The organism is Microcoleus sp. PH2017_28_MFU_U_A (assembly GCF_020738035.1).
In the GTDB taxonomy this organism is placed as follows: domain Bacteria; phylum Cyanobacteriota; class Cyanobacteriia; order Cyanobacteriales; family Microcoleaceae; genus Microcoleus.
In genome coordinates this window covers 1-25599 of record NZ_JAEQCX010000040.1, presented here as the reverse complement: position 1 = coordinate 25599, position 25599 = coordinate 1, and the positions used below count along the sequence as shown (strand labels likewise).

The 25599-nt window shown below is 45.6% G+C and carries 22 protein-coding genes; 10 read left to right on the top strand and 12 right to left on the bottom strand.

Annotation, left to right across the window (positions count from 1 at the left end; all coding sequences use genetic code 11):
- Nucleotides 1–8: 8 nt before the first annotated feature.
- The 6 genes from purF to purL all read right to left on the bottom strand — a co-directional run bounded on the left by purF (nucleotide 9) and on the right by purL (nucleotide 6975).
- On the bottom strand, nucleotides 9–1475 hold the full coding sequence (purF, locus tag JGK14_RS08595; protein WP_293176406.1) for an amidophosphoribosyltransferase: 1467 nt from the start codon (nucleotides 1473–1475) through the stop codon (nucleotides 9–11).
- Between the two features lie 777 nt (nucleotides 1476–2252).
- Nucleotides 2253–2687: a hypothetical protein gene (locus JGK14_RS08590; RefSeq protein WP_293176408.1), complete on the bottom strand. Its 435-nt coding sequence runs from the start codon at nucleotides 2685–2687 to the stop codon at nucleotides 2253–2255.
- 32 nt (nucleotides 2688–2719) lie between these two features.
- On the bottom strand, nucleotides 2720–3124 hold the full coding sequence (locus JGK14_RS08585; protein WP_293176410.1) for a hypothetical protein: 405 nt from the start codon (nucleotides 3122–3124) through the stop codon (nucleotides 2720–2722).
- 5 nt (nucleotides 3125–3129) lie between these two features.
- On the bottom strand, nucleotides 3130–3345 hold the full coding sequence (locus tag JGK14_RS08580; RefSeq protein WP_293176412.1) for a hypothetical protein: 216 nt from the start codon (nucleotides 3343–3345) through the stop codon (nucleotides 3130–3132).
- A 124-nt stretch (nucleotides 3346–3469) separates the two neighbouring features.
- Nucleotides 3470–4273, bottom strand: a complete 804-nt coding sequence (locus JGK14_RS08575) for a formylglycine-generating enzyme family protein (RefSeq protein ID WP_325314963.1) — start codon at nucleotides 4271–4273, stop codon at nucleotides 3470–3472.
- Nucleotides 4274–4392: 119 nt separating this feature from the next.
- A complete protein-coding gene (purL, locus tag JGK14_RS08570) occupies nucleotides 4393–6975 on the bottom strand; it encodes a phosphoribosylformylglycinamidine synthase subunit PurL (RefSeq protein ID WP_325314962.1) in 2583 nt (860 codons plus the stop codon).
- A gap of 633 nt (nucleotides 6976–7608) precedes the next feature.
- Between purL and JGK14_RS08565 the strand changes: the two genes are divergently transcribed.
- From JGK14_RS08565 to JGK14_RS08555, 3 genes are all read left to right on the top strand, one after another.
- Nucleotides 7609–8208: a pentapeptide repeat-containing protein gene (locus tag JGK14_RS08565; RefSeq protein WP_293176417.1), complete on the top strand. Its 600-nt coding sequence runs from the start codon at nucleotides 7609–7611 to the stop codon at nucleotides 8206–8208.
- A gap of 641 nt (nucleotides 8209–8849) precedes the next feature.
- On the top strand, nucleotides 8850–8993 hold the full coding sequence (locus JGK14_RS08560; RefSeq protein WP_293230776.1) for a hypothetical protein: 144 nt from the start codon (nucleotides 8850–8852) through the stop codon (nucleotides 8991–8993).
- 23 nt (nucleotides 8994–9016) lie between these two features.
- Nucleotides 9017–9670, top strand: a complete 654-nt coding sequence (locus tag JGK14_RS08555; protein ID WP_325314961.1) for a hypothetical protein — start codon at nucleotides 9017–9019, stop codon at nucleotides 9668–9670.
- Here the strand turns inward: JGK14_RS08555 and JGK14_RS08550 are convergent.
- A complete protein-coding gene (locus JGK14_RS08550) occupies nucleotides 9599–10153 on the bottom strand; it encodes a hypothetical protein (protein ID WP_325314960.1) in 555 nt (184 codons plus the stop codon). The two genes, JGK14_RS08555 and JGK14_RS08550, sit on opposite strands and share 72 nt — an antisense overlap.
- On the opposite strand from JGK14_RS08550, the gene JGK14_RS08545 reads away from it, so the two are divergent.
- On the top strand, nucleotides 10131–14528 hold the full coding sequence (locus JGK14_RS08545; protein ID WP_325314959.1) for a S8 family serine peptidase: 4398 nt from the start codon (nucleotides 10131–10133) through the stop codon (nucleotides 14526–14528). The two genes, JGK14_RS08550 and JGK14_RS08545, sit on opposite strands and share 23 nt — an antisense overlap.
- A gap of 8 nt (nucleotides 14529–14536) precedes the next feature.
- Nucleotides 14537–15817: a hypothetical protein gene (locus tag JGK14_RS08540; RefSeq protein ID WP_293190326.1), complete on the top strand. Its 1281-nt coding sequence runs from the start codon at nucleotides 14537–14539 to the stop codon at nucleotides 15815–15817.
- 158 nt (nucleotides 15818–15975) lie between these two features.
- On the opposite strand, the gene JGK14_RS08535 is transcribed toward JGK14_RS08540, so the two are convergent.
- Nucleotides 15976–16152 carry a hypothetical protein gene (locus JGK14_RS08535; RefSeq protein WP_293205866.1) on the bottom strand — a complete coding sequence of 59 codons (177 nt, stop codon included), beginning with the start codon at nucleotides 16150–16152 and terminating at the stop codon, nucleotides 15976–15978.
- Nucleotides 16153–16292: 140 nt separating this feature from the next.
- On the opposite strand from JGK14_RS08535, the gene JGK14_RS08530 reads away from it, so the two are divergent.
- Nucleotides 16293–17426 carry a flagellar assembly protein H gene (locus tag JGK14_RS08530; RefSeq protein WP_293195841.1) on the top strand — a complete coding sequence of 378 codons (1134 nt, stop codon included), beginning with the start codon at nucleotides 16293–16295 and terminating at the stop codon, nucleotides 17424–17426.
- Nucleotides 17427–17547: 121 nt separating this feature from the next.
- On the top strand, nucleotides 17548–19305 hold the full coding sequence (locus JGK14_RS08525) for a DUF3352 domain-containing protein (RefSeq protein WP_325314958.1): 1758 nt from the start codon (nucleotides 17548–17550) through the stop codon (nucleotides 19303–19305).
- Between the two features lie 423 nt (nucleotides 19306–19728).
- Here the strand turns inward: JGK14_RS08525 and mrdA are convergent, their stop codons facing one another.
- From mrdA to JGK14_RS08505, 4 genes are all read right to left on the bottom strand, one after another.
- A complete protein-coding gene (mrdA, locus tag JGK14_RS08520) occupies nucleotides 19729–21555 on the bottom strand; it encodes a penicillin-binding protein 2 (RefSeq protein ID WP_442921441.1) in 1827 nt (608 codons plus the stop codon).
- A gap of 174 nt (nucleotides 21556–21729) precedes the next feature.
- The gene (locus JGK14_RS08515; RefSeq protein ID WP_293216880.1) at nucleotides 21730–22545 is read right to left on the bottom strand and encodes an RNA-guided endonuclease InsQ/TnpB family protein; all 816 of its coding nucleotides are present in this window, start codon (nucleotides 22543–22545) and stop codon (nucleotides 21730–21732) included.
- Complete coding sequence (locus tag JGK14_RS08510; protein ID WP_325314957.1) at nucleotides 22499–23224, bottom strand: helix-turn-helix domain-containing protein; 726 nt, start codon at nucleotides 23222–23224, stop codon at nucleotides 22499–22501. Before JGK14_RS08510 ends, JGK14_RS08515 begins: the two co-directional genes overlap by 47 nt.
- A 202-nt stretch (nucleotides 23225–23426) precedes the next feature.
- Nucleotides 23427–23720 (bottom strand): hypothetical protein, encoded by a 294-nt coding sequence (locus tag JGK14_RS08505; RefSeq protein WP_293176435.1) that lies wholly within the window; start codon nucleotides 23718–23720, stop codon nucleotides 23427–23429.
- 113 nt (nucleotides 23721–23833) lie between these two features.
- Here JGK14_RS08505 and JGK14_RS08500 point away from each other — a divergent pair, with 113 nt between their 5' ends.
- The 3 genes from JGK14_RS08500 to JGK14_RS08490 all read left to right on the top strand — a co-directional run bounded on the left by JGK14_RS08500 (nucleotide 23834) and on the right by JGK14_RS08490 (nucleotide 25516).
- Nucleotides 23834–24316 (top strand): hypothetical protein, encoded by a 483-nt coding sequence (locus JGK14_RS08500; RefSeq protein WP_293176437.1) that lies wholly within the window; start codon nucleotides 23834–23836, stop codon nucleotides 24314–24316.
- Between the two features lie 190 nt (nucleotides 24317–24506).
- On the top strand, nucleotides 24507–25304 hold the full coding sequence (gene cysE, locus JGK14_RS08495; protein WP_293176439.1) for a serine O-acetyltransferase: 798 nt from the start codon (nucleotides 24507–24509) through the stop codon (nucleotides 25302–25304).
- An 8-nt stretch (nucleotides 25305–25312) separates the two neighbouring features.
- Nucleotides 25313–25516 carry a hypothetical protein gene (locus tag JGK14_RS08490; RefSeq protein WP_293210258.1) on the top strand — a complete coding sequence of 68 codons (204 nt, stop codon included), beginning with the start codon at nucleotides 25313–25315 and terminating at the stop codon, nucleotides 25514–25516.
- The last annotated feature ends 83 nt before the right edge of the window (nucleotides 25517–25599 follow it).

The window sequence follows — 25599 nt, the reverse complement described above, 5'->3', positions numbered from 1 at the left end:
TTGGTTTTCTAGGTTGCAGCCTTTTCTAATAAGAGCTTCGCCCGTTTGACCATTTCCGGAATCTCGATCGGATAATCGCCGGTGAAACACGCCGAACAAAAACTTTTCGTGTCTTCGTTAGTCGCACTCAGCATTCCTTCCCGGCTCAAGAAAGCCAAGGAATCCACCCCAATTTGAACGCCAATTTCGGCGACGGATTTGGTAGCAGCAATCAACTGATCTTGATTGTCGGTGTCGATGCCGTAAAAACAAGGATGAGTCACCGGGGGCGAAGAAATTCTCATGTGAACTTCGGTGGCGCCCGCATCCCGCAAGGCTTTGACAATTTTGCGGCTGGTAGTGCCGCGGACGATAGAATCGTCGATAATAATGACCCGCTTTCCTTCCAACACATCTTTGAGAGGGTTGAGTTTCATGCGGATTCCTGACTCGCGCATTGTCTGAGTCGGTTGAATAAAAGTGCGTCCGACGTAGCGATTTTTAATCAATCCTTCGGCGTAAGGAATGCCGGAAGCTTGAGAAAAGCCGATCGCCGCTGGGATTCCAGAATCGGGAACACCGATGACTATATCAGCATCAATCGGAGATTCGACTGCCAACCTCCGCCCGATCCGCAGTCGGTAGGTATATAAATTTTCACCTTCCATAATGCTGTCTGGTCGAGCAAAATAGATCATTTCAAAGACGCAAAGTTTGCGTTTTTGCTGCTGACTCCAGTGGAAAGAAGCCATACCTTCCTCTGTAATCCAAACTAATTCTCCCGGTTCTACGTCCCGCAAAAATTCAGCACCGATAATATCTAATCCGCAGGTTTCCGATGCTAAAACGTACCGTTGCGGAGTTGTGGGGAGGGTGCCAATTACCAGCGGGCGGACGCCGTGGGGGTCGCGGACTCCCATGACGCCTTGGGGGGTGGCGATCGTCAAACTAAAGGCTCCTTGGCACATAGCAAAGGCACTGATCGCAGCTTCCAGCCAGTCTTTGCCCTGGTCTACCTCCCAACCGATCGCCACTGCGATCGCCTCTGAATCCGTCGTGCTGACAAACTCGCACTTCCGAGACAGCAATTCTTCCCGCAATTCTTTAGTATTGACAAGATTCCCGTTATGTGCTAGAGCCAGACTTCCCAAGCGAGTTTCGACAACCACAGGCTGAGCGTTGACCACGCGGGACGAGCCGGTAGTAGAGTAGCGAGTGTGCCCTACGGCTAAGTTACCGGGCAAATGACCTAAATTCGATTCGTTGAAGACTTGGGAAACCAGTCCCATCTCCTTGTGCAGGTGGACTGTTTCACCATCAAAAGTAGCAATTCCGGCGGATTCCTGACCTCGGTGCTGCAAAGCATACAAGCCGAAGTAGGTCAACTTGGCGACATCTTCACCCGGTGCGTAGATACCGAAAACGCCGCAAGCTTCCTCGGGCTTGTCTGGTTTGCTAGAATGCTCGTCAGCCTCGAAGGAATGGTTGGGAATCATAGATGGGTGGGCTCCTAATGGGAACGGTGGGTTAGCGGGAAAGTTTCAGCGGGAAGTTTTGTTTGCGATCGCGTCGCATAACTTAATAATTCCTTAATATTGCCACGGATCGAACATTAATTTCAAGTTGTTTGGCATTCTGGCTGGGGATGTGGGGCGTTTAAGGGGATTGTAATATCGATCGCCCATATCTCTGATAGTAGCGTTTATTCACGGGGGCGATGCTCTTCGAGGGCTTCGCTAACGGGGGGAAAACCCGCATAAGTAATTCGGGATTCGCAAATCGATAGATTTTGTAGGGCAAATAGGTCTTTTTCAAAGATTAAGATATCGAGGGCGATTTCCTACGGGATAGCTACGCTTCACGGGCTGTTTGAAATATTAGCATTTAATGGCGATCGCTCTTGACTTTTGTGTGAGATTGACATACTATATCATCATGGGAATCTGTGCGGCCATATAAATCATTTTTGACACGACAAGTTATGTCAATAGCACAGAGCAGATAAATTTTTCAGTCTAATTGGTAGGGTGCGTCGCTGCGAGATTCTTGATGAAACTTGCAGATTGTAGATGGCGATGCACCTTACTATTGTGTGGTGCGTCGCTGCGAGATTGTCGATCGAAATTGCAGATTTTCGATGCGACGCACCCTACGGATTAAGTCCATGCACTTGCTATTATGTGGTGCGTCGCTGCGAGATTGTCGATTTGATTTGTAGATTGTTGATAGCGACGCACCCTACGGCTTCAACCCGCACATCCTCCGGGTTTTGTTTATCTAGACGCGGTTTCAACCGCCGCTTCCAATTCTTGAAAAATTTTGTAACTACCGCAAACTACTTCGATACAAATATCTCCTTCCAGCCGAAAGTAGAAAAGAGTTGAAGAACCTGTCTCAACCAAACCCTCTTGATTTTGAAAAGGATAGGACAAAGCAGATAAAATTTGACTTTTATCTTCTGTCAGTTGTCTTAATTCTGCGTTACCTACCCAGAAGCAAGAGTCTTCTGAGTCGGCGTTGACAGGTTGAGAGATTACCTGATGCACGAGTTGATAGAATTCGATCGCAGTATCGTAGATCCCGGTTCCGAAAGTAAAGTCCAAACGCAAGGTTAAAGGTTGAGGGATGAGAGAAATACCTGTGAGGTCGGCACTTTTCAGGTCTTCTATGCAAAAATGTTTTAAAGGGCGATCGGTTGTAGCAGTCATAGAATTACCGTGCCAATAAATTATGGTGGAAATTAACGCTTCAGCTCAATATCAAACTCAAGCCGAGAACGATAAAAGTGAACGTCAAATTCTAAGAAAAAATTTGTCTGTCCCAGAATCAATGATACGCTATCACTTTTTGCCCAAGCAAATACTAATCTTACCGGAGCAAACTCCCCTATTTCAGCCATGAAAAATACTGGCATCGCTGGTTGATTACCAACGTTACCAGCCAGTCGAATAATGGCTTTGCTGTCATCCCACACTAAGCCAAGCTGAATTCCTATTTTGTAAGGCAATACACTCACTGTTGCACCGCTGTCTACTAACCCAACAACTTCGACTCTCTGGTTATTGTGGTGCAGAATCAAGGGAATGCGCGGTAAGCTGTCAAACTCATCTTGAGAGGGGTGATTGGTAGAGTATTGAAATCGCATAATACTCACTTTTCGTTGCTGTTAGCCAGATTCATTGCCTGCATCAAAGCTGTACCAGCACCAAAAGTATTGTAGGGAGTTGGCAAGTAGTAAGTCTTGTAAGGTTCCAAAGGAAAAATATTCTGACTGATATCTTCTTCCGCCATAAGAATACGGATTAACTCTCGTTTATCGATCGCAGACAGTTTTTTAATGGTAGGGAGTAATTCTGTTAGTGTCATCGGTTGTTTTCCTACGATGCGTCTATCTTGATGATAGCAGGTGAACAGTGTTTGTAGGGTGCGTCGCTGTGAGATTGTCAATTTGATTTGTAGATTGTTGATAGCGACGCACCTACAAGTGAGACTACCCAGAAACAAGAGCAACGCGAAAACCTCTGTCGTCGTCGCCTGCCCTATTCCCGGAGCGATAGGCACTGCGACAATTCACCGCATGACATTTCCAGGAACCGCCACGAAGAACTCTCAAGTCAGAGTGAGTTTCCCAAGAACTTCCATCATTTGGTGCGCCATTGTAGTTAAAATTCACGCTATCGCTGCACCATTCGTTAACATTCCCGTGCATATCGTAAAGTCCAAAAGCATTCGGAGGAAAACTCCCGACATCCGTTGTTTCTTTGCGGGAAGGTTCCCATTGTGCAGAACCATAGGGATAGCCACTATAATTGACTAAATCCGCGGTAATTGTTTCGCCAAAGTGAAAAGGTGTTTTAGTTCTCGCGCGACAAGCATATTCCCACTCGGCTTCCGAAGGTAAGCGATAAGTCTTGCCTGTTTTTTGGGAAAGTTTCTCGCAGAATTCCACAGCATCATTCCAACTTACTTTTTCTACAGGACGTTTCGCGCCTTTGAATTTAGATGGGTTATTTCCCATCACCGCTTGGTATTGTTCTTGAGTGACTTCATACTTGCCCATAAAAAAAGGAGAGATGTTAACTTTGTGTTGCGGATTTTCCATATTTTCTTTCCCTACTTCCTCAGTGGGGGAGCCCATCAGGAAACTGCCTCCAGGGATTGCTATCATTTCTAAGCTTGCACCGCCACCTAAATCTTCGCTAATAAATTGTGCTTGATTGTCTTTACGGTTAGTTATATTACCCTGGACATCAACTGTCACTGTTTCAAAATCAAACGTTTGTAAATTTCTCATAATTGTGGGTTTTAAAGAAGAAAATATATTGTAGAAATTTAACCCGCGCAGGCGGGTTTTGTCAGTGTAGCGGTGGTTGAAACCAGGCACTTTCAACCACCGCTACTTATCGCTCGCCATCAAACAGATCCAATTCGACGCTCGATCGCATTATAGAACCGATCGCCCATATCACCCATCCCGACCTCAATCAACCCCAAATTATCCGCACTCAACACCCGCAAAGGCGAGTCAGCACCCCCAACTACACCGATTTTCTGCCACATTTTAGCCAAATGTTCTTGCAAGTAAGCTTCCCAAACTCCTTGATTTTCCGGCGCGATGGAAACAATAATGCAGTTGCCCATTTCACCAAACAAAACTTCATCCCAACGGCTAACATTTGCCGAATTCAAGCCCAGATGGATTTCCGCACCCAGTTTACCAGAGATGCAGGATTCCGCCAGGGCGATCGCAATTCCACCTTCCGCAGCATCGTGGGCCGAACATACCCAACCGCTGCGAATACCGTCGCGACAAACTGATTGCACTTTCCTTTCCAATTCAAAATTAATCCTTGGCGGTTTCCCCGCTACAATCCCGTGAACTGCCGCTAAATATTCCGAACCTCCGAGAGTAGCAAAAGCCGATTTCTTCGGAGTTTCAGTTTTCAATTCAGAATTAGCCGATTGAAAAAAGGTCAGTTCATCCTGACTATTTGCTCCAATTCCCAACACATAAATTAAATCGCCCTTCTTTTGCCAACCTTGACCGCAAATCTTCGTCAAATCTGGAATCAATCCCACCATTCCGATTACCGGAGTTGGATAAATCGGTTGAGGATTGCCATCAGAATCAACCGTTTCATTGTACAGAGAAACATTACCCCCAGTCACAGGTGTTTTCAACTCGCGACAAGCATCAGCAATCCCGCGACAAGCCGATGCTAACTGCCAATATCCTACAGGTTTTTCGGGACTGCCAAAATTGAGATTGTCCGTAACTGCAATAGGTTCAGCACCGACACAACTTAAGTTTCTCGCTGCTTCCGCTACGACGGCTTTTGCACCTTCATAAGGGTCGAGATAAACATAGCGAGAATTGCAATCAACCGTCGCCGCAACTCCGGGAATAACCCCCCCTGGCGAGGGCGGGCACGGGGGCACCGCCCCTACAAGGGGGGGAGAAAATTCGGCAGTTTCTCTTCCTTGTGCTTTCTTAAATAAGGGAATAGCTTCTGCTTCCTCTTGTAGCGTCGCCTTAGTAAGGGCGGGTTCTTCCTCTTGTAGCCCCCCCTTAGCAAGGGGGGGTTGGGGGGGTTCTTTTTGACATGGTTCCAGAGGCCGCAATCTGACCACAGCAGCATCAGCGCCTCCCGGCAAAACAACAGTATTATTTTGCACCTGATGGTCGTATTGGCGATAAACCCAGCGTTTAGAAGCGATGGTGGGAGTATCTAAAAGAGTCAGCAAAATCTGATTCCAAGTTTGGAAATCACCTTGAACTTCGATACCGGCTGCGGTGCATTCCGGCAACTTGTCCGCCGTCCATTCCCATGCTTTTCTAGCATATTCTGGCGCTTCCGTTAACAATTCGCGGTGATAAATTGGCGTATTATCTGCCAAAGCAGTCGCGGTAATTTCAGCAGCGATTTCGCCTTTAAACAGAATTCGGACGATCGGCTCTTCAATCACTGTCCCCGCGACTACGGCGTGCAATCCCCAGCGGTGAAAAATATCAATTAATTCCTGTTCCCGCCCTTTTTGGGCAACAAACAACATCCGTTCTTGCGATTCCGAAAGCAGGTATTCGTAGGGAACCATTCCGCTTTCTCGAACCGGAACTTTATCTAAATCAAATTCAATTCCGACACCACCTTTGGCTGCCATTTCCGATGTCGAACAGGTAATTCCTGCCGCGCCCATATCTTGGGCGGCGACGACTGCGCCAGTTTTGAATGCTGCCAAACAAGCTTCAATTAAAGATTTTTCCAGAAACGGGTCTCCTACTTGAACAGCGGGGCGATCATCCATCGATTTGTCAGTCAATTCTGCACTGGCAAAACTTGCTCCTCCCATGCCATCTCTGCCAGTAGTTGAACCCACATAAAGCACAGGATTTCCGATTCCCGATGCGCCAGATTTAACAATTTCTTGAGTTTCCATTAAACCCAAAGCCATGACATTAACTAGCGGGTTTTCAGAATAAGCAGCATCGAAATAAACTTCGCCGCCAACCGTGGGTACGCCGATGCAGTTTCCGTAGTGACTGATTCCCGATACAACACCTTTGAACAATCTCTGAGTTTTGCTATCATCTAAATTGCCGAAACGTAGAGAATTCAAAAGTGCGATCGGGCGAGCACCCATTGTAAAGATATCGCGGAGAATCCCACCGACGCCAGTTGCAGCACCTTGGAAAGGTTCCACTGCTGACGGGTGGTTGTGGGATTCAATTTTGAAAGCAAGTTGCAAGCCATCTCCCAAGTCTACGACGCCGGCATTTTCTCCTGGGCCGACGAGAATGCGATCGCCCTCTGTGGGAAACTGTTTTAATAGCGGCCGCGAATTTTTGTAGCAGCAGTGTTCGCTCCACATCACGCCGAACATTCCCAATTCAGCCTTATTGGGATGGCGGCCGAGGCGCTGAACGATTTCTTCATATTCTTCGGGTTTGAGTCTTTCAGCGGCAATTTGTTCGGGGGAAAATGGGAGGTTTGGCATAATAATTGCGATGTTTTGTAGATTTTACATCCCGACTTGGGATTTTGTCGATCGGGATTTAGGTATCAAGACCAAAGAAACCGGGTTTTTTATTTAATCTGAGGGTTGGAAGGAAATCTTTGGGTGCATCTGGTTTTTGAGGAGGGCGAAGCATGACCGCATATAAATTATTAGTTATAATCCCATATTGACTGCGGTCATGCTTCGCCCCTACAAACATATTTGTCTTGCGCCAGATGCACCCAAATCTTTTCGGTAAAAAACCCGGTTTCTGACCACTCGTCCATCCAGGACTGTTAATGCTAATTTCTAGGATGACAGAGTTTGTGGATAACAGCATTCAGATTTTAATTTCTAGCATGAATTGAAGGGGCTGCATTGTTGTCAACTTAATCTCAAAGATCGTAGCAGTTTTTGGCGGCTCCGATGAGTTCCTAGGACGCGATCGATCGTACAGGGAAACTGAGAAGTTACCAAATATCGGATAATAATTGACATATATCTTATTTTCTGCTAAAGAAGTCGCACCCGACAGTTAAGATATGCTTAATTCCTCAAACCCTCTTCCCTCTTCCCTCTTCCTTCTTCCCTCTTCCTTCTTCCCTCTTCCTTCTTCCTTCTTCCCTCTTCCTTATGACTCAAAATCTCAATTTTGCCAACCAAAACTTGCGGAACCGTTCATTTAAAGGGCTGGATTTATCAGGGGCGAACTTCAGCGGTTGCGACATTCGAGGCTGCAATTTCACCGGGGCGATTTTGAGAGGGGCAAATTTTCAGGGCGTCAGAACCGGACAAAGCCGCCGCCGAGTAAAAAAATTGATTGCTAGGGCTGGCGTAACAGCGGTGATAGTGACGGCTGCTGGGGCTTTGATTGGACTGATTGGCGGGGTGGATGCGGGGGCTGTGGCTGTGGCTGGGACTGCTGCGACGGCGATTGCTGCGACTCGGGGCGAGGCGGGAATTGTGGCGGGGGCTGTAGCTGGGGCTGCTGCTGCGATCGGCGCTAACGGTATTGTGACATTTTTGGGCGGGGATACTCTGAGGGGAATTGGTTTATTTTTGGTTTCTGGGGTTATTTTGGGGTTATGTGCGATCGGCTTTTTTATCGCGGTTGAAGAAATCGAAAAATTGTCAGTAACGTCGTTTAGAAAAGCTGATTTAACTGGCGCTATATTCGATCCCGGGGCGGTTCTCGATGCTGATTTTTCCGATGCGCGAGGCTTGCCGTGGTAAGCTGCATTCTCAGAAAGATGAGGTACGTTGTTGGGCTTCAGCCCTCTTGGTTTCAGTGGTTATATAACCTGTCAGTCATACCTCACCTTTTTGAGAAAGGCTATACTAGCTTTAAGATTTTAAAGTTTTGTGACAGTTCTAAGTTTTGGACAATTATTGAGGTAGGAGCGTAGGTAAAGGCGATCGACCCATCAAAGCATTGTCATCAGACAAATAGGTACGTAGTTGCGCTTCAGCGCTCTTTATCAATATATGTAAAGAGCATAGTCATCAGACAAATAGGTACGTAGTTGCGCTTCAGCGCTCTTTATCAATATATGTAAAGAGCGTCTATATGTAAAAGTTTCGTAAAGATGCCACACAGCTATTGACACGTTATAACGGTTATTAGTAAGCTCAACAAAGCAACAAAAACAGCCGAACAAAAAAAGAGCGATCGGCACAAACATCTTTCATCAACATCTTTCATCAGAGCGCCGACCATCAGAGCGCAACTGACAGTTTAACGCTGAGTGTAGCGCTTTTATTCGCGCTGCATAAAACTCAATCATTGGCTGATAAATTCCAAAAAACAAAAGTCAATACTATCCTTGAACGTCCAAGGAAACGCATTAACATTTGAAAAATCAGGGAAGCAACTAATGTTATCAATCAACTCGCTCACCCCCAGCACAACTACCAGCACATCCATAATTCCTGACATTACAGAAAAGACGCAGTTAGGAAACATTGCCAGCACTTATCATTCCCCCCCCCAGAAAAAAACATACAGCCAAGCGAATTAGACACGATCAACATCTGTCCAGAATTGTTAAAGGAAAGGCAATTATCAGTCGAAAGCAACACAGAGTTACCGATAAAAACCACAGAAATAGACGCTTTACTGATTGAAAAGCCCGGAACGACAATCGATACTCTACCTAAAAAAGACGCAACAACAACCTCCACAATAGATCCAATTACTGGCAACAGCACAAAATTAGAAACTACCAATAACCTCAAAACTGACTCCAGCACATTCACAGCAGAAGCTAAAAATGGGACTGTTTCGGACATTACCAATTCTGTGACAACTCCTGCCGAAATAAAACCAAATTCCTCCGCTACCGAGACTAAAGTTGCAACAGTTTCCGAAGATTCAACTAATACCAAAAATCTGATCGAGGCAAAAACAGATTCTCCAACAGTAGAAACCAAAAACGCAACAGCGACAGCTTCCGAAATTCCCGACAGCAACGCAACAACAGCAGACACAACTCCTGAAAAGTGTAAATGTACTGAAGTGGCAGAAACCAAAAATACGACAGTTTCAGAAATTCCCACTTCTACGACAAAGCCTGCGGAGGTGAAAGCAGATTCCTCCGCGACAGACACGAAGAATACGACAGTTTCAGAAATTCCCACTTCCACGACAGAATACGACAGTTTCAGAAATTCCCACTTCCACGACAAAGCCTGCTGAGACAAAAGCAGATTCTCCAGCCACAGAAACTAAAAACACGACAAAGCCTGCGGAGGTGAAAGCAGATTCCTCCGCGACAGACACGAAGAATACGACAGTTTCAGAAATTCCCACTTCCACGACAAAGCCTGCTGAAGTAAAAGCAGATTCTCCAGCGACAGAGACTAAAAACACGACAAAGCCTGTCGAAGTAAAACCAGATTCCTCAGCGATAGAGAGTAAAAGCGCAATAGTTTCAGAAACTCCTAATTCTGCGACAAAGCCTGCTGAGACAAAAGCAGATTCTGCGACGACAGAGACTAAAAACACGACAGTTTCCACTGCTGCGACAAATCCTGCTGAGGTGAAACCAGATTCTCCAGCCACAGAAACTAAAAACGCGACGAATCCTATCGAGAAAAAAGCAGATTCTCCAGTAACAGAAACTAAAAATCCGATTGTTTCGATAAATCCTGCCGAAGTGAAACCAGATTCTCCAGCCATAGAAGCTAAAAACTCTACTGTTTCTACTGCTGTGGCGAATCCTGTCGAGAAAAAACCAGATTCTCCAGCCACAGAAACTCAAAACCCGACTGTTACGAGAAAGCCTGTCGAGAAAAAACTAGATTTCTCAACGACAGAAACCCAAAACGCGACAATTTCCCCAAATCTAGTCCCAACAATCTCAGAAAACACTCAACTAGCCGTCGCAGTTATTCATTCAATAGACGAAATAACAGGTGAAAAAACAGAAACAACTGCCATTCCCTCAGCTTCTACTGAAACAGAAACCGCCGAGTTACCAGGAATACCAGCAGCAACAGACATTCTCACCGGGGAAATTGAAAATACCTCATTAAATCTCCCCAATACCTTTGTCAATGCAGACACTACCGAAATTACCAGCCAAGCCGATGAAAGTTTCCCACTAATTTATGACGAGGAAATTTCCACACTGTTTGAAACTCTCAACCGCACATTAGCCACAGCAGAATCAACCGACAACCATCCACTATCCGAGTCAGAATACACAATTGCCAACTTTGATACCGACTCGGAAAACCTAACTAATATTCCCCAAACAGCCACCACTCAAAATTATTTGCCGTCAGACTCAGCAAATATCATTCCCAACACAGACAATCAGCCAGAAACAACCATTGACGAGTATGCAAACCCTAACTTTGAAACCGAATCCCAAAAAATAACCGTTATTCCAGAAATAGCATCATCCGCAAATAATCAGCCAGAAAATCCTCTTCATATCATCGCCACCAGTCAAAGCGACTCCGAAACCAAGATTAACGATTACCCAGTTGCTGACACGACTACCGAATTAGAAACAACTCCCAATTTCCCCCAACCAACTCAACTATTAATCGGCATCATCGACACCGGCTTTGCCGCCGACAACCCCAACATCGACTACAGCCAAATCATCCTCGGAAAAGACTTAATCGACAAAGACAACAACCCCCTACTCCTACCAAACGAAGGAAACCAACACGGAAGCGCAATCCTCGAAATAATTGCCGGTGACAAAAACAAAAACAATCACCAAACACCAATTTGGTTGGGAAGAGCCACAGGTTCCGGCAACTGGCAAGAATCCTTGATAGAATTTGTAGACACAGCAAAAGCATCAAAACAACCAAACGCCGTAGTTAACCTCAGCTTCGACTTAACCCAAATCAATCCCGACGGCACGCAAACCACACGGCACAAACTGACAGAAACAGAAACAGCAGCACTCAAATACGCCTTTGATAACAACATCCTGATTGTAGCAGCCGCAGGTAATGAAGGCTCGAAATCCTCAGCTCTAGGACAAGCCTCAACCGAATTCCCCAACATCATCACAGTCGGCGCAGCTTCTAACAACAACCGCAGCCCATATTCCAGCTACGGAGAGGGCTTAGACATCCTAGCATTGGACACAATTGGCAGCACAACAGAAACCACAAGCCAACCAAAACAAGGTACATCAATAGCAGCAGCCATCATCACAAAAACCATCTCCCAAATGTGGGAAACCAACCCATCCTTCAACCCCCAACAAATCAAAAACATCCTCCTAGAAACAGCAACAGACATCGACGTACCCGGATGGGATGAAAGAACAGGATACGGCATCTTAAACCAAGAATTAGCCATAGCCACCGCCGCCCAAACAATCCCCGCAATCCCAGTATTAGCAGCCACCAAACAATTAATCAAACCCCTAACCAGTCCCGACGAAAACATTAACCAAGCCACAGCCAAACCGTCATCAAGAGCAGCATTAACCAACGCTACAACCAACCAACCAAAAACCACCACTACCTCAACCGGAGACAACAACGTCGGCACCAGTTCCACTACCACAGAACTAGCGCCAAATACTACCAGCAATACCAGCAAATCCGGCAGTACAACCAGCACAAACACCCAAACCAACAGAAGCTACTCACACACAAACTCCAACTGGAACAAAAGCCGTACCAATACCAACAGTAACGGCAACTCTTTCTCTGAAACAAAAACAGATACAAACACAAACACCAAGGACTACACAGACAAAAACCTTTACCTCTACTCAATAGAAAGAACAGATAAATCCCAGTCAAGCCAGAACCGACTCAAATACGAAGGCACAGGAAACAGCCAAACCTCATCCAAACAGAAATGGAGTTCAAATCGCAACTATACCAGTCCTTCACAAACTCAAAAAAGTGCTTCTGACAGTTACCTAAACAGCCAAAGTCAATCCGATGGCAAACATGACGGTAACTATGGAGAAAGCAACTCTAAAACCCAAGAAGATTCAGGTTCAAAATCAACCACAAACAATCAGTACACCAGCAGTAATGGAACTTCCGGCGACAACACTACAACTCAAAGAAAAGGAAAAATTAACTGGACTTCGAGCAGCAAAGGCAACAATTCCAACAGCACTTACAGCGGCGATAATTCCGAAGTCACTCAATTCAACTCTCACAGCAAAACTAGCAGTGGCCCCTCCAAAACTAACAATAGCAGCGACAACCATTCAATCACCAACAACACCTGGGACAACACCACAACCAACGGCAAAACCGTCGGTAGTAGCACCCGCGATACTTACTCAGAAGGGAACAGTAATGCTAACAGCAGTTACGATGACGGCAAATCAAAAAATAAGAGCAACACAGACACATATACCCAGAATCAGTCCCAAGAAACAAACAGCAGCAACGGCACTAACTCTTGGAGAAACAATCGAGATAATAATTACTCAGTAACTCAGGGCAACAGCACGGAAAGTTACAAAAATGGGGGAGATACTAGAAACCACAATCGCGACCATTATTCAATCAATAAATCAAACTCTTCCAGCAGTAACAGTGCCGGAAAACCCAGCTCCAAAAACGAAAGTGAAAGCTATTCTGAAAATCAACAGCAGTGGGATACTGAATACAAAGCTGATACTTACACGACCAAAAGTAACAGCGATGAATCGACAATAACCGCGAGTAAAAGTAATAGCAGTACCGAAGGCAACAATACCAATTCGTCTAGCAATAGCGATACCTCAAAGACGAGTAATTCACAGACAGTAACAACTTACAAAGATGGTCGAAAAGAAGAGAATGGCAGTTCGACCTACCAAAAATGGTTGAGGGATAGCAGTTACGATAGTAAGGGGGTAGTGAGTGACGTTTACAAGTATTCTAGCTGGACTTCGAGTTACACCAAGTCTTACTTTAAGGGAGGTTACAGTTGGAGTGAGACTATCAGTGGCTCAGATTCTGAATCGACGACTAAAAGAGCTGTTTATAGCAGTAGTCGCAGTGACTGGAGTTGGACTCGTAGCGGGACAGTCTGGGATGATGGCAGGAATGATTGGAGTGAGAGTTGGTCGAAGTCTAGTTGGAAAGATGGTAAGTATTTGCCGGGTGAGTCTGAGTCGAAAAGGGGAGGGTTCGATCCGAAGAAAACAACACCGCAGGTAAATGATGTACCGAAATTTGGGGAGGCACCGCGGTTGAATAAGGCTCCGAAGGGGAAGAATGTGCCACCGGAGTTAAATAAGCCTCCTAAGCCGAGTCAGGATATTTGGACACCACCGCGTCGTACTTTTAAAGAGCTTGAATCTGAGAAGGTAATTAATAATGCTCCTGATAATTGGGTTGCTGGGCCTGGTGGTGGTGGAGAACCTTCTTTCAAGGAAAAAATCAGGAGATTATTGACAACAGGGGCAGGGGCGATCGCCAATTATAACAAGATTTTTGCTTTAATTTTTAGGTCTTCACAATCCGAGCGAAGGACAATAACTCAAGACCCAAAAATGATGCGACTCATCAGAGATAGTTTTAGCAGCAAACCAGAGTTAGCAACTGCAATCGCAGCATCCTTACTCACAGGAGAGCAGCGCTGGAGTAACACTCCCAATGACTTGATTTCCCATTTTTTGTATGGAAATACGGAGAATGCTTTATCTTTTGATGCGACAATGAACTGCTGGGAAATGATTTTATATGCAGCTTTTCTCTGCGGTCAAATTAGTGGTAAACAGATCAAGAATTTTCTAGAATCAACTTACCCAACAGGCCGACAGATGACTACAATGGGATACAGTAGAGATCCAGAGTTACCATTCTACCCAACTCGTAAAAAAGATGCTTCCAGCCCAACAAAATATCCTCAGCCTGGAGATTTAGTGTATTTTACAGATAGAACACCATTTCCTGGTCATGTAGCAATCTCACTATTTGGATCGCTAGTTGTCAGTTTGTGGGAATTTCCAGATCTAGGTGATGGAAAAAAGAATCGCATACAGATTATTGATATTGGCGATTTACCAGGACAAGTACAGATCGGACCTCCTCTTGCAGAAGCGATAAAAGCAGGAAAGATTTAGCAACCATCATGAAAAAGCGTTACCTGTTTGTATCAGCAATTATACTGCTTATAACCGCAGTTATTTTTCAAGAAAAATATTGGCAATCAAAGGAGTTAAAAAACCATAGGCAGCCAGAGGAATCAACAAAACCAATTAGTTGTATGCAACTAAAAATTTGGACTATTGCAAAAAAGGAGTGGAATAATCCAATTAAGCTAGAAGCAGTAGAAATGCAACCCCCTCCTCCTGAAGCGGCGCAAGTTAGAGGGATACCAGGCCCTAAATATTACCCAGTAAGACCTTACATAGAAACCTCTGTAAGTCCAGGAGGACTAGCAAGCACTGTCGTTAAAGGTAACGAGCAAACAATGCCGACTGCTATTTTTGTGAGCAAGACTGCAAAAGTGATACCGCTACTAGAGTCGCCAGGGAGTCTCGGTGCTCGCAGTGACGGAGTTTGGTCTATTCGTAATCAAATAATATCTCACTACGACACCACAGGAGTGCTAAAACAGTCCGTCAAAATTCCTGGTACAGAGATTGTAGGTGTTGAAAAAGACGCTGTTTGGGTGATGAGCCTTGACGAAGCTTGGTTTGTAAGTGCCAGTGGTAAGGTACGTGGGCCGTACCCGTGGAAAGGATTTAATAGTTCAGTTGGATCGGGAATTGCACTGTGCACGTTAGATGGAAACAGTGTGCGTCGCATACAATGTCTAGAACCAGATGGAAAAAAGTATGCTGTTCCTATTGCGTTGCATCAACCTATAAAAGGAACACTTTTATCCTTTTCAAAGGAGCGGGTTCTGACTGTGGGTATTGCTGGTGCATTGGGTTACTACAGCACTAGAAATGTCAATGCTGACTTAACCATAGAGAATGCGGGTCTTACATCAACAGGCGATGCTTTTGTGTCTCTTAATGTCGATAACAAATGGGCAGATATTTGCATTAGTAATGGTAGATATCGAAGGCTTTCTATTAAATACAAAAAGCCAGATTTACCATTTTCTATTCCATTCATACATAACTCATTTCCCTTTCCGCTGAGACTAAATGTAGTTGCAGTTGAGGGCGATCGCACGTTGGTTTACGGTTTCGATCGCGCTGTGTGGTACAAGGGATCTCGCGTTGAGAAAACTTTTGTAGTGGACGATAATGTCTATCGCAAAGATATATTTCCTTATCACTGGAGGACTGCTACTAATTTTGTAACTGCGAATAGTTCAGATGGAACAATAATTATTTCAACAAGCGGGCCAACTGGAATGGCAATTATTGGGATGCGTTGGAATCCTGAATCTAAGTAGTTGGACGTGTCGGTGAATGTTGAAAAGTGACTGATTTATAATCCGATCGCCCTCGCGCCCTCGCCCCCGCACAGTCAAACACCAGTTTTGTGCGAGCTCTGTGATTGTCGTTTGCGTGCACGAGGGATCTCGCACGTTAAGAGTTGGTAGACTGACAATTACCTATTCCTCACCCATTCCCGGAATTCTCGCACTGCTGCGGTTGCGCCTGTCGTTGGAGTGCGATCGATCGGTCTGTTGCGATTTTCATGTTCCGGTAGCGGCACCATAATTTCTAATTGACCTTGATGATAAGCAATTCTGGCGGAACGTTGATTTCCCAGTTCCGCGAGCAAATCTTCATATAATTTCCAACTGATGTTTGGTAGTAAAACTCTTTATTCAGAGGACGTTGATATTGTTAACATTTGAGTTGGGTTTGTATTAATGACTATTTGTTTGTGTAAAATAGCAGGGAGTGCAAAACATTGACTTTATGACTAAGTTTCCCCACGATCAGTTTGCTAAAGAATACCTTCAAGAGTTATTGTCGCCTCTGGGAGAAGTAGAAACCAGCAAAGATGTCACCGCTGAAGTCAGAGAAATTGATGTCTGGTTTCAACCCACTTCTTTTGAGGGCGAATATGTTCAGAGTTTGGGTTTATTGGGTAAGATGGCTGCTACTGTAGCTGTGATTGAGCCGTTTCGCAATCCGGTTAATACTGAGGGAATCTTCAGTTGTGTGGTAAAACTATTAAATAGTAGGGCGAAACTGGGGCGGCAGACTAATCGAGAAGACCAGCGTTTAGAAGAAAGACAATTGCCGAGGTTGTGGATTTTAACTCCCACTGCTTCGGAACTTTTACTGGACAGTTTTGGTTTTCGGGTTCCCGAAGAGTCGGAGGGCTGGGCGAAAGGAGTTTATTTTTTAACTCAGGTTTGGAGAGTCGGACTAATCGCGATTCACCAGCTACCGAGAAGCCCCGAGACTATGTGGTTGCGGATGTTGGGCCGCGGGCGGGTACAGGAACAGGCGATCGCAGAACTCAGTGCATTGCCTGTGGATAATCCACTCCGAACTAACGCGCTAGAATTATTGTACATCTTGCAGGCAAATTTGCAAGCGAATACACCACCTATTCCCGCAGGGGATGATGAAGATCAGGAGTTAGTTATGGCGATTGCACCTCTTTTTCAACAACATTTAGAAGCTGCACAACAACAAGGCCTCCAACAAGGCCTCCAACAAGGCCTCCAACAAGGCCGGGAAGAAGGACAGCGGATGATTTTGGAGAGTTTTTTGCAAGTTAGATATGGGGAGTTAGACCCACGAACTGTCGCATTAATTCTACCGATTTCGGCTTTGCCTGTTGCCGAGTTCACCTTGCTGTTAGTGCAATTATCTACTCTGCCTGCGGGAGAAAATGAACACCAAAATGTGCAAATTTTGTTGGCACAAACAGTTATGGAAAAAACCTTCATTCAATCGGGACAATTAGAAGAAATCCCGGTAAATCTCATCCCCGATCTGCTGGCTTTATCCCCAGACAATTTATCATCGCTGTTGGCAGACTTGCCTCAATTATCGATTGAAGAACTGATGGCTAGATTGGCACAATCATTGACTTAGAAAAAAATAAACTGACGGGTAATAGCCTGTCAATATTGGGGCGGTTTCTCACAGACACCGCCTCTATATTTTGCAGGTGTCAATAGCTACGGTCATGCGCTACTGTAGTTAATAATAGACTGTGGTCATTAGTCCTTGTTGTATGAAGCTGCGATCGTTCTTTTCTTTCCTCATTGCTGGCGTTTTGGTACTCTTAGCCTTGAGTGCAGGCGGTTTTTACTGGCTGTCAACCAAAACTCCCCTAAATTTGCTCGCTGGTGGGCCGACAACTACTCCGGCTGCGGCTGTGTTTGTCTCGAAACAATCACCTGTGTTAGTTTCAATGCTGGTAAATCCCGATCGCCTCGAAGCATTGCGACAAATCTTTGCCTCTCCTGAAGAAAGAAGCCGATCGCACGCTGAATTCGAGCAAATAAAAAAAAGCTTCCTCGTTAATACTGGCCTGGATTACAGTCGCGATATCCAACCTTGGATAGGTGACGAAATTACTTTCGCCACCACCACGCCAGATTTCGACGATCGCGAACTCAACAACGGCAAACAAACCGGGTTTTTGCTAGCCGTTTCCTCCCAAAATGCCGATCGCAGTCAAGAATTTCTCACTTCCTACTGGCAAAAAGAATCTCGTAAGGAGAAAACTGTGCAGTCGGAAGTATACAAAGGTGTCAAAATTTATTATAAAGAGTCACCAATAACTAACCCTAAAAAAGATTCGATTTGGTCTTTCAACTCGCTTTCTCTACCAAATTCAACTTTGCCTCCCAGCTTTGCAACAGCAGCAATCGGCGGTAGTTCTGATTCAGGAAGTAACAGTAGTTTTGTTTTATTTTCCAACAGTCCGAATGTGCTGCGAGATGCAATTGATAACGTAGAATCAGCAAACCGGAATCTCAACAACAGTCCTAACTATCAAAAAGCTTTGCAGCAGCTAACTCAAGGCAGAATAGCTTTAGGATTTGTCAATCTCCCGCAGTCGGAAACCAAGCAAAATTCCCAAGTTTCCCCCAATTCCCTCGCAGTTGCTATCGGAGTCAACCGACGGGGATTGCTGGCCCAAACTGCTTTGGTGACATCGGGAGACAAAACAGCAATTCCCACACTCTCCGCACCAGTGCAAGCCTTGCAGTACATACCCTCAGCCAGTCCTTTCACTGTCGCCAGCACCGATTTAAGGAATTTTTGGACTGATTTGTCATCGGCGGTGTCAACTAACGCCGAGGCTTCAAAATTAGTCGATCGCGCGATCGCAGATCTTCAGGAAAATTGGGGCGTCAATTTGCCCCAAGATATATTTAACTGGGTACAAGGAGAATACGCTTTAGCCGTGGTTCCGAGTTCGTCAAACACTCCCGACTGGATTTTTGCGGCCGAGAAATCTGCTGATGCTCAAAAGGCGATCGACAAACTCGATGAAATTGCCCGCAGCAAAGAATACAGTATCGGCAACTTTACTCTCAGAAACCAGAAAATTACCGCTTGGACGCAGTTGACAACGAGCCAGAGTTACGATGTAAAAAATAAGAGCAAAAGTGCGATCGAAACCGAGGCAAAAGGAGTTCGAGCCACTGTCGGCAAATACGAAATTTTCACGACTTCCGTAGAAGCAATGGACGCAGCACTCAAAGCAGCCGAAACAGGCTCTTTGGTGGCAAATCAAGATTTTCAAACCAGCATCGAACCGCTACCGCCAGCTAACGACGGCTATTTTTATTTAGACTGGCCCTCTAGCAGAGCAATTTGGGAAAAACAAATCCCGTTGTTGAGGTTAATTGAACTTTCTGCAAGACCACTTTTTGACCACTTGCGATCGCTCACTGTCACCAGTACGGGAGAAGTCGCAGGAATTCGCAAAGCTACAGTATTTATGCGGCTGAATTAGTCAGTTGTCAGTTGTCAGTTGTCAATAATTCGGACAGTTTGATGCCATCCGTAGGGGTGGTAAAAACCCGGTTTTTTACGTAAACGCACCTCGACCATCTATCAGCAGTGCAGTGGGAGCATCTCAGTTTTGATTTTATAGTGCTGTCCCCGCTCGCGATCTATCCAACACTCGCGAGCGGGGACGCTCGCACTGTAAAGAAATTGCTTTTTCCAAAAGTGAGAGGCTCCCAGTCCAGTCATGAGTCATAGCACGTTTAAAAATTATTGGCACAAACATTGTGTTTGGGCTTACTGTCTCATAACTAATGACTGATAACGTTCGCGAGCTCTTAAGCTCGCAAAACATGACTAATGACTAATAGCGTTCGCGAGTAACGTTCGCGAGCTCTTAAGCTCGCAAAACATGACTAATGACTAATGACTACTCAGGATTGACTACTATTGGGTTGACTGGTGTTTTAGGTTTCCCAAAATAGGCTTGAAACACCTCTTTGGCGATGGGGGCCGCGGCAACAGAACCAAAACCGCCATTTTCCACAACCACGGCGATCGCAATTTCCGGCTTGTCCGCAGGCCCATAGGCCACATACAGCGAGTGATCCTTCTGTCCGATCACCTCCGAAGTCCCAGTTTTGCCCGCTGTTAGTGGAATTGAACCGTCATTGAGCCCCTGTCCCGTACCGTCGGTAACTACTGCCACGAGTCCTTCTTTAATCACATTAACTGTCGAAGGTTTCATCCCCGTAGGTACTGGTTTTGTCTCAGGCTTGCCAGTCAGAGAACTCAAAAGATGCGGTTTGACCCGATTACCACCATTGGCGATCGAACCTACCATCACCGCCGCCTCCAAAGGAGTCACCAACACGAACCCCTGACCGATCGACATTGTTACCGTATCACCAGCATACCAAGGTTCTTTATAGATTTTTTCCTTCTGGGCCGGGGTCGGCATTTGACCGTGATCGCCACCGCCTAGGCCCAAAAGCTTCAAATCCGTATCCTTACCAATGCCCAAGCGGTGTCCCCACTTAGCAATTTCGTCCGGCCCGGCACTCATCCCGATTTGATAAAAAAACGTATTGCTGCTGAAAGCCAAGGCATCCCGAAAGCCGATGTTTCCGTAACCGCCGCTGTGTTCGTTAAAATCAATTCCCCCCACAGTAATGTAAGACGAAGTACCAATAATTGAGTCCGGCGAAAACTTGCCCGACTCCATCCCCGCGACGGAAGTCACAATTTTAAACGTGCTGCCGGGGGGATAGCCTTGCATGGTTCGATTCACAAATGGATTTTCTTCCTGTTGAAGAGTTGCCCAATCATCCTTAGTGATTTTTCGCGTAAACAAATTGGGGTCAAAAGTCGGGTGGCTGGCCAAAACTAATACCGCGCCGGTTTTCACATCAAGGGCCACTACTGCTCCCCGGCGGTTCCCCAGGGCTGTTTCGGCTGCTTTTTGCATGGACAAGTCTATGGTTAGCTGCACTGCCTCGCCCGGTTTGGGCGGTGTCTCCCCCATCAGTCGCAATTCTTGATTTTGGGCATTTACTTCGATCAGCCGATCGCCCCACACACCCGCAATTTCCTTGTTAGAACTTGCTTCTATGCCCATCTGACCGACAATCATCCCCATTGGATATTCCGGGTGAGCTTTCAAGTCTTCTGCGGTAGCTTCGCCAATATATCCCAAAACGTGAGCAGCTAAACTGCCTTCGGGATAGTAGCGGCTTGCTTCTGGCCGCACTTCCACTCCCCGCATTTGTCCCACCTGTTCTGCTAGCGGTACAAACAATGCTGGTGGCATAGCTTGCTTGATTCGCACCGGTCTGTAGGATAGAGGATCGACTTTTTTTAATTTCTCTAATATTTCTTTAGCCGGGATTTTTAGCAGCGGACTCAACTTTTGTGCTGTCACTTTCCACTCTTCGGGCGTTTGTTCTTTCGGCCACAAATAGACCGATCGAGCTAAATTGTTAGCCGCTAGCAGCTTGCCTTTGCGATCGACAATGTGTCCGCGATTCGCCGGCATGGGTACTAGGCGAACGCGATTGTTTTCGGCTCGTTCCCGGTTTTGCTTGCCTTGTACCAGTTGCAATTCCACCAGCCGGCTAGCGTGCAGGCCCAGCAAACCGGTTGCTACTAGCATTAACACGATCGCCCGGTGTATCGGACGCGACTGTTTCTTAGGAGTTTCCAGCAGAGTTTTGTCATTCGAGCGAAATTCAGAGAGCGCAGAAATTTCTCGTTGCATCATTCTATAGGTAGATGTTAAATCCTAGATTTTAGAGTCCTGATTGTCAATTTTGCAGTATACATCATCACACCCGGGGCCGTTCTATAGGTGCAAGCTGCATTAACGGGAATTGACCGTTGGGCGAAGCGGAAAGATTGTTGACACTCCCCGGCAGTCAAGGCACGGGGATTCTTAAGACATTTCGGTCTTAATATCCCTATGGCTAGGGTTCCCAAACTCACCACATTTGCTTTTTGAGCGTGGTGATACCTTTTGGGCGTCTAGGTACATAGTACCAGGTTTCGCAGAGTCCCCGCGTACCATTTTCAAAGCTCGATCTCTAATCGTTTTTGCAGCACCAATATCAGCGTGTTCATGATAGCCACATTCTACACAGATGAATTTTTCACCATCTCTGTTGGACTTATCTATATGACCACAATTTCGACATTCTTGGCTAGAGTGTTTAGGATTGACTTTAATGACGACCTTTCCTTGCTTTGCAGCTAGATACTCAATCTTCAAAATCAATTCACCCCAGCCTGCATCAGAAATAGAGCGATTTAAACCTTTTTTTCTGGACTGTCCATTTTTGAGAAATCTTCCAGTTTTCTCCTCAATTTTTACACGACAACGACGTAGCATTCCAGAAATATGTAAATCTTCTAAAGCAATTGCATCAATATTTCGCTCCACTATTTTGTGAGCGACTTTCCATTGATACGCTTGACGCCGATTGCTGATTTTTTGATGTAATAGTCCTACTTTTTTGGCTGTTTTTTTCCGATTTTTACTGCCTTTGACTTGGCGACTAACTCGTCTCTGTCTAATTTTTAAGGTGCGTTTAACTTTTTTATTAGTTGAAAATTTGGGATTTTCAATTTGATATCCATCGGAAAGATGCACCAGCTTGGTAATCCCTAAGTCGCATCCAATTACTTTAACCACATCCTGGAGAGATTTAGCCTTGTAATCGGGAACAGACTTGTCTTCGATCCTCAGAGACACGTACCAACCATATATAGCCTTTCTCAAAAAGGTGAGGTATGACTGACAGGTTATATAACCACTGAAACCAAGAGGGCTCTCTTCCCAACAACGTCCGCGAATCTTTCGCTAGATCCGCTATAGTGAAACCATCAGGGATTGAGCGTGAGTTATAAAACCGCATCCAACCTACTTTGGGCAAGTAGATTTTGTTACCTTGTATCTTTATTCCCATTACAAAAGTAAAAGAGGTAAAGTTACTACGGTTTTTGAATTGAGGAAATCCTCTGCCTTCAAAAAAGTTTCTGTAGGCAGTATCTAAACGTTTAACGTTCTGTTGCAAAACTGTTGAGTCACTGCCACTATACCAAGGTCTAGCTATTTTGAGCTTCGGTAAGGATGTGATTTGAATGTCACCAGCAGTGCGACGAGGATTTTTGAGTTTACCTTCAAAATCTACCTTGCCATCTTTCCAGGGATTCCCAGTTGCACCATTTTTACTGACGAAGCAGGTTAATGGACAAGCTTCAACCTGATTTCTGAGATCGGAGTAGTCTCCTTGAACAAACTGTTGGTTATATTGAATGATTCTGTCGTTCAGGCACCAGTTATAGTGACTTCTCAACATATCCACCCAGTTTGAGATTTTTAAATCTTGGGTTTGATTTGGACGAAGTTTGTAAACATAGTTGGTCAACAAGATTGAGTCACCTCCTGTTTGTTGTGTACCTGATTTAAGCTTAAACTAAAATCTATTGGATTGAAGGGTTTGTCATACTTCTTTGTATTGAAAAGGTTTAAAAGTTGAAGCCTTGCTCTATATTTGAATTAAAGCCGTCCTATAATGACGGGGTTTTCAACCCAATTTTCTGATAATTGGCTTTTGAATAACTAATAACTCGTCACCGATCGCTGCAAACTAATCGCCCAAGCACCAAGAAATAGCCAGCAAAATCAAAGTCAGGCTGAGCCAAACCGGGAAATGGAGCCAGCCAGATAGAGTCATAGGTAACAATAGCAAAACCTCGGCGAATAGGGAAGCAATTCCCAATACAGAGGCAAGCAGTATCAAATTTATCATCTTGACACCGTACAATTGCGGGTATGAGCGTGGCGCGTGTGGCAGAACTGGGAGTGGCACGAGGAAGGGCGATCGCACAGGTGTTGTTCTGATAAAAATAAGGAAGAGAAACCAAGAGGTTTTGAACTAATTAAAAAAAAATGTTCTTCCTCTCCTAGTTCGGATTCTTGGGGCTGCGATGGGTAAATTCTGAGTTGTGATTTTAAGTTGTGACAGAGGAGTAGTGCCATGTTGTTTAATCCGCGAGTTCATTTCAAAAACGCTGCGATCTTGGCTGCGACTTGTGCGATCGCCACCCACCCAGTTTTAGCAGAAACAGCCAATTTCGGCACATTAATTTTATCGCGAGGTTTTGGGGCCCCAACAGCAGCTTTGAGAGGTTCCACAGGCGGATCGTACTCTCTATCTGCCATTGCCAACGCCGATCGCCACAAAAACAAATGTTTGGGTTTTGCCACCCCCACTCCCGACCACATCATAGTCTTGCAGCAAAACTTGGACAAACTTACCATCCAAGTCAACAGCGGAGGCAAGGACACCACCTTACTCGTACAAGGCCCCGGTAACACCGTGCGCTGCGGAGACGATACAGGTCAGAATAAAGATGCTGGCATTGTAGATTCAGACTGGCAAGCAGGCTCATACAAAATTTGGGTCGGCACACTCGAACCCGGAGTCAAGTCTAACTATACGATCTCAGTACAGGAATAGGGTGCAGTGGCGCTGTGAGGTGGGGACAATCGAATATCTTCAAATTTTATCGCAATCTCCCCCAATCTGCTCCAGGGACACTCCCCCAATCTCCGACTCCCCAAATCTCGCGCTCCGCCACTAACTTCCCCCATCAAGTAAAATGTAAGATCGAAAGTGCCGTGTTTAACCAAAATTGGTAAATCCGAAAGTGCTAAAGACTCTTAGAGCTGACTTCAGTATAATTTTCGATCGCGACCCAGCCGCTCGCAACTGGCTGGAAGTTTTGTTTTGTTACCCAGGTCTTCAGGCCCTAGTGCTGCACCGCCTCGCACACTGGCTTTACGTACTGGGTCTTCCCTTCATTCCCCGCTTAATTTCCCACATTGCTCGCTTTTTGACCGGCATTGAAATTCACCCAGGGGCAACGATCGGCAAAAGCGTCTTCATCGACCACGGTATGGGGGTTGTGATTGGCGAAACAGCGATCGTCGGCGATTTTGCCCTAATTTACCAAGGTGTCACCCTCGGCGGCACAGGCAAGGAAAGTGGCAAACGTCACCCTACCGTCGGTGAAAATGTAGTTGTCGGTGCCGGCGCCAAGGTACTCGGCAACCTGCTAATTGGCAACAACGTTCGCATCGGCGCCGGTTCCGTCGTCCTGCGAGACGTACCATCTGACTGTACCGTTGTAGGGATTCCCGGCCGCATTGTTTATCGATCGGGAGTGCGCGTCAATCCCCTAGAACACGGCAGTTTGCCGGATTCCGAAGCTGCGGTAATTCGCTCTTTAGTCGATCGTATCGAATCCCTCGAACAGCAACTAAAAAGTTTGATTCCCCAACCATCTGCCTCATTAACTTCTGTTTCCGATTTCCATTCAGCATTCTCAACTTTAAATCAAACCAGTCATGTAGCTGTAGCTGAAAAAAACCAATTAGCTGTTGCCACCGCTTGTCAGTTAAAAGATAAAGCAATTCAAGAATTTTTCGACGGCACCGGCATCTAAAATTTGAATTGGGAATTGGGAATTGGGAATTGGGCATTGGGAATTGGGAATTGGGAATTGGGCATTGGGAATTGGGAATTGGGAATTGGGAATTGGGCATTGGGCATTGGGCATTGGGCATTGGGAATTGGGCATTGGGCAAACAGGGCATTGGGAAGAAGGCCAAACAGGGAAGAATGCCCGCGCAGGGCATTGGAACCAATAACCAATAACCAATAACCAATAACCAATAACCAATAACCAATAACCAATAACCAATAACCAATAACCAATAACCAATAACCAATAACCAATA

Coding starts and splice junctions, on each gene's coding strand:
- purF (WP_293176406.1), bottom strand. CDS start 1,475: ATGATTCCCAACCATTCCTTCGAGGCTGACGAGCATTCTAGCAAACCA.
- JGK14_RS08590 (WP_293176408.1), bottom strand. CDS start 2,687: ATGACTGCTACAACCGATCGCCCTTTAAAACATTTTTGCATAGAAGAC.
- JGK14_RS08585 (WP_293176410.1), bottom strand. CDS start 3,124: ATGCGATTTCAATACTCTACCAATCACCCCTCTCAAGATGAGTTTGAC.
- JGK14_RS08580 (WP_293176412.1), bottom strand. CDS start 3,345: ATGACACTAACAGAATTACTCCCTACCATTAAAAAACTGTCTGCGATC.
- JGK14_RS08575 (WP_325314963.1), bottom strand. CDS start 4,273: ATGAGAAATTTACAAACGTTTGATTTTGAAACAGTGACAGTTGATGTC.
- purL (WP_325314962.1), bottom strand. CDS start 6,975: ATGCCAAACCTCCCATTTTCCCCCGAACAAATTGCCGCTGAAAGACTC.
- JGK14_RS08565 (WP_293176417.1), top strand. CDS start 7,609: ATGACTCAAAATCTCAATTTTGCCAACCAAAACTTGCGGAACCGTTCA.
- JGK14_RS08560 (WP_293230776.1), top strand. CDS start 8,850: ATGTTATCAATCAACTCGCTCACCCCCAGCACAACTACCAGCACATCC.
- JGK14_RS08550 (WP_325314960.1), bottom strand. CDS start 10,153: ATGGCTGGAGAATCTGGTTTCACTTCGGCAGGATTTATCGAAACAATC.
- JGK14_RS08540 (WP_293190326.1), top strand. CDS start 14,537: ATGAAAAAGCGTTACCTGTTTGTATCAGCAATTATACTGCTTATAACC.
- JGK14_RS08530 (WP_293195841.1), top strand. CDS start 16,293: ATGACTAAGTTTCCCCACGATCAGTTTGCTAAAGAATACCTTCAAGAG.
- mrdA (WP_442921441.1), bottom strand. CDS start 21,555: ATGCAACGAGAAATTTCTGCGCTCTCTGAATTTCGCTCGAATGACAAA.
- JGK14_RS08500 (WP_293176437.1), top strand. CDS start 23,834: ATGTTGTTTAATCCGCGAGTTCATTTCAAAAACGCTGCGATCTTGGCT.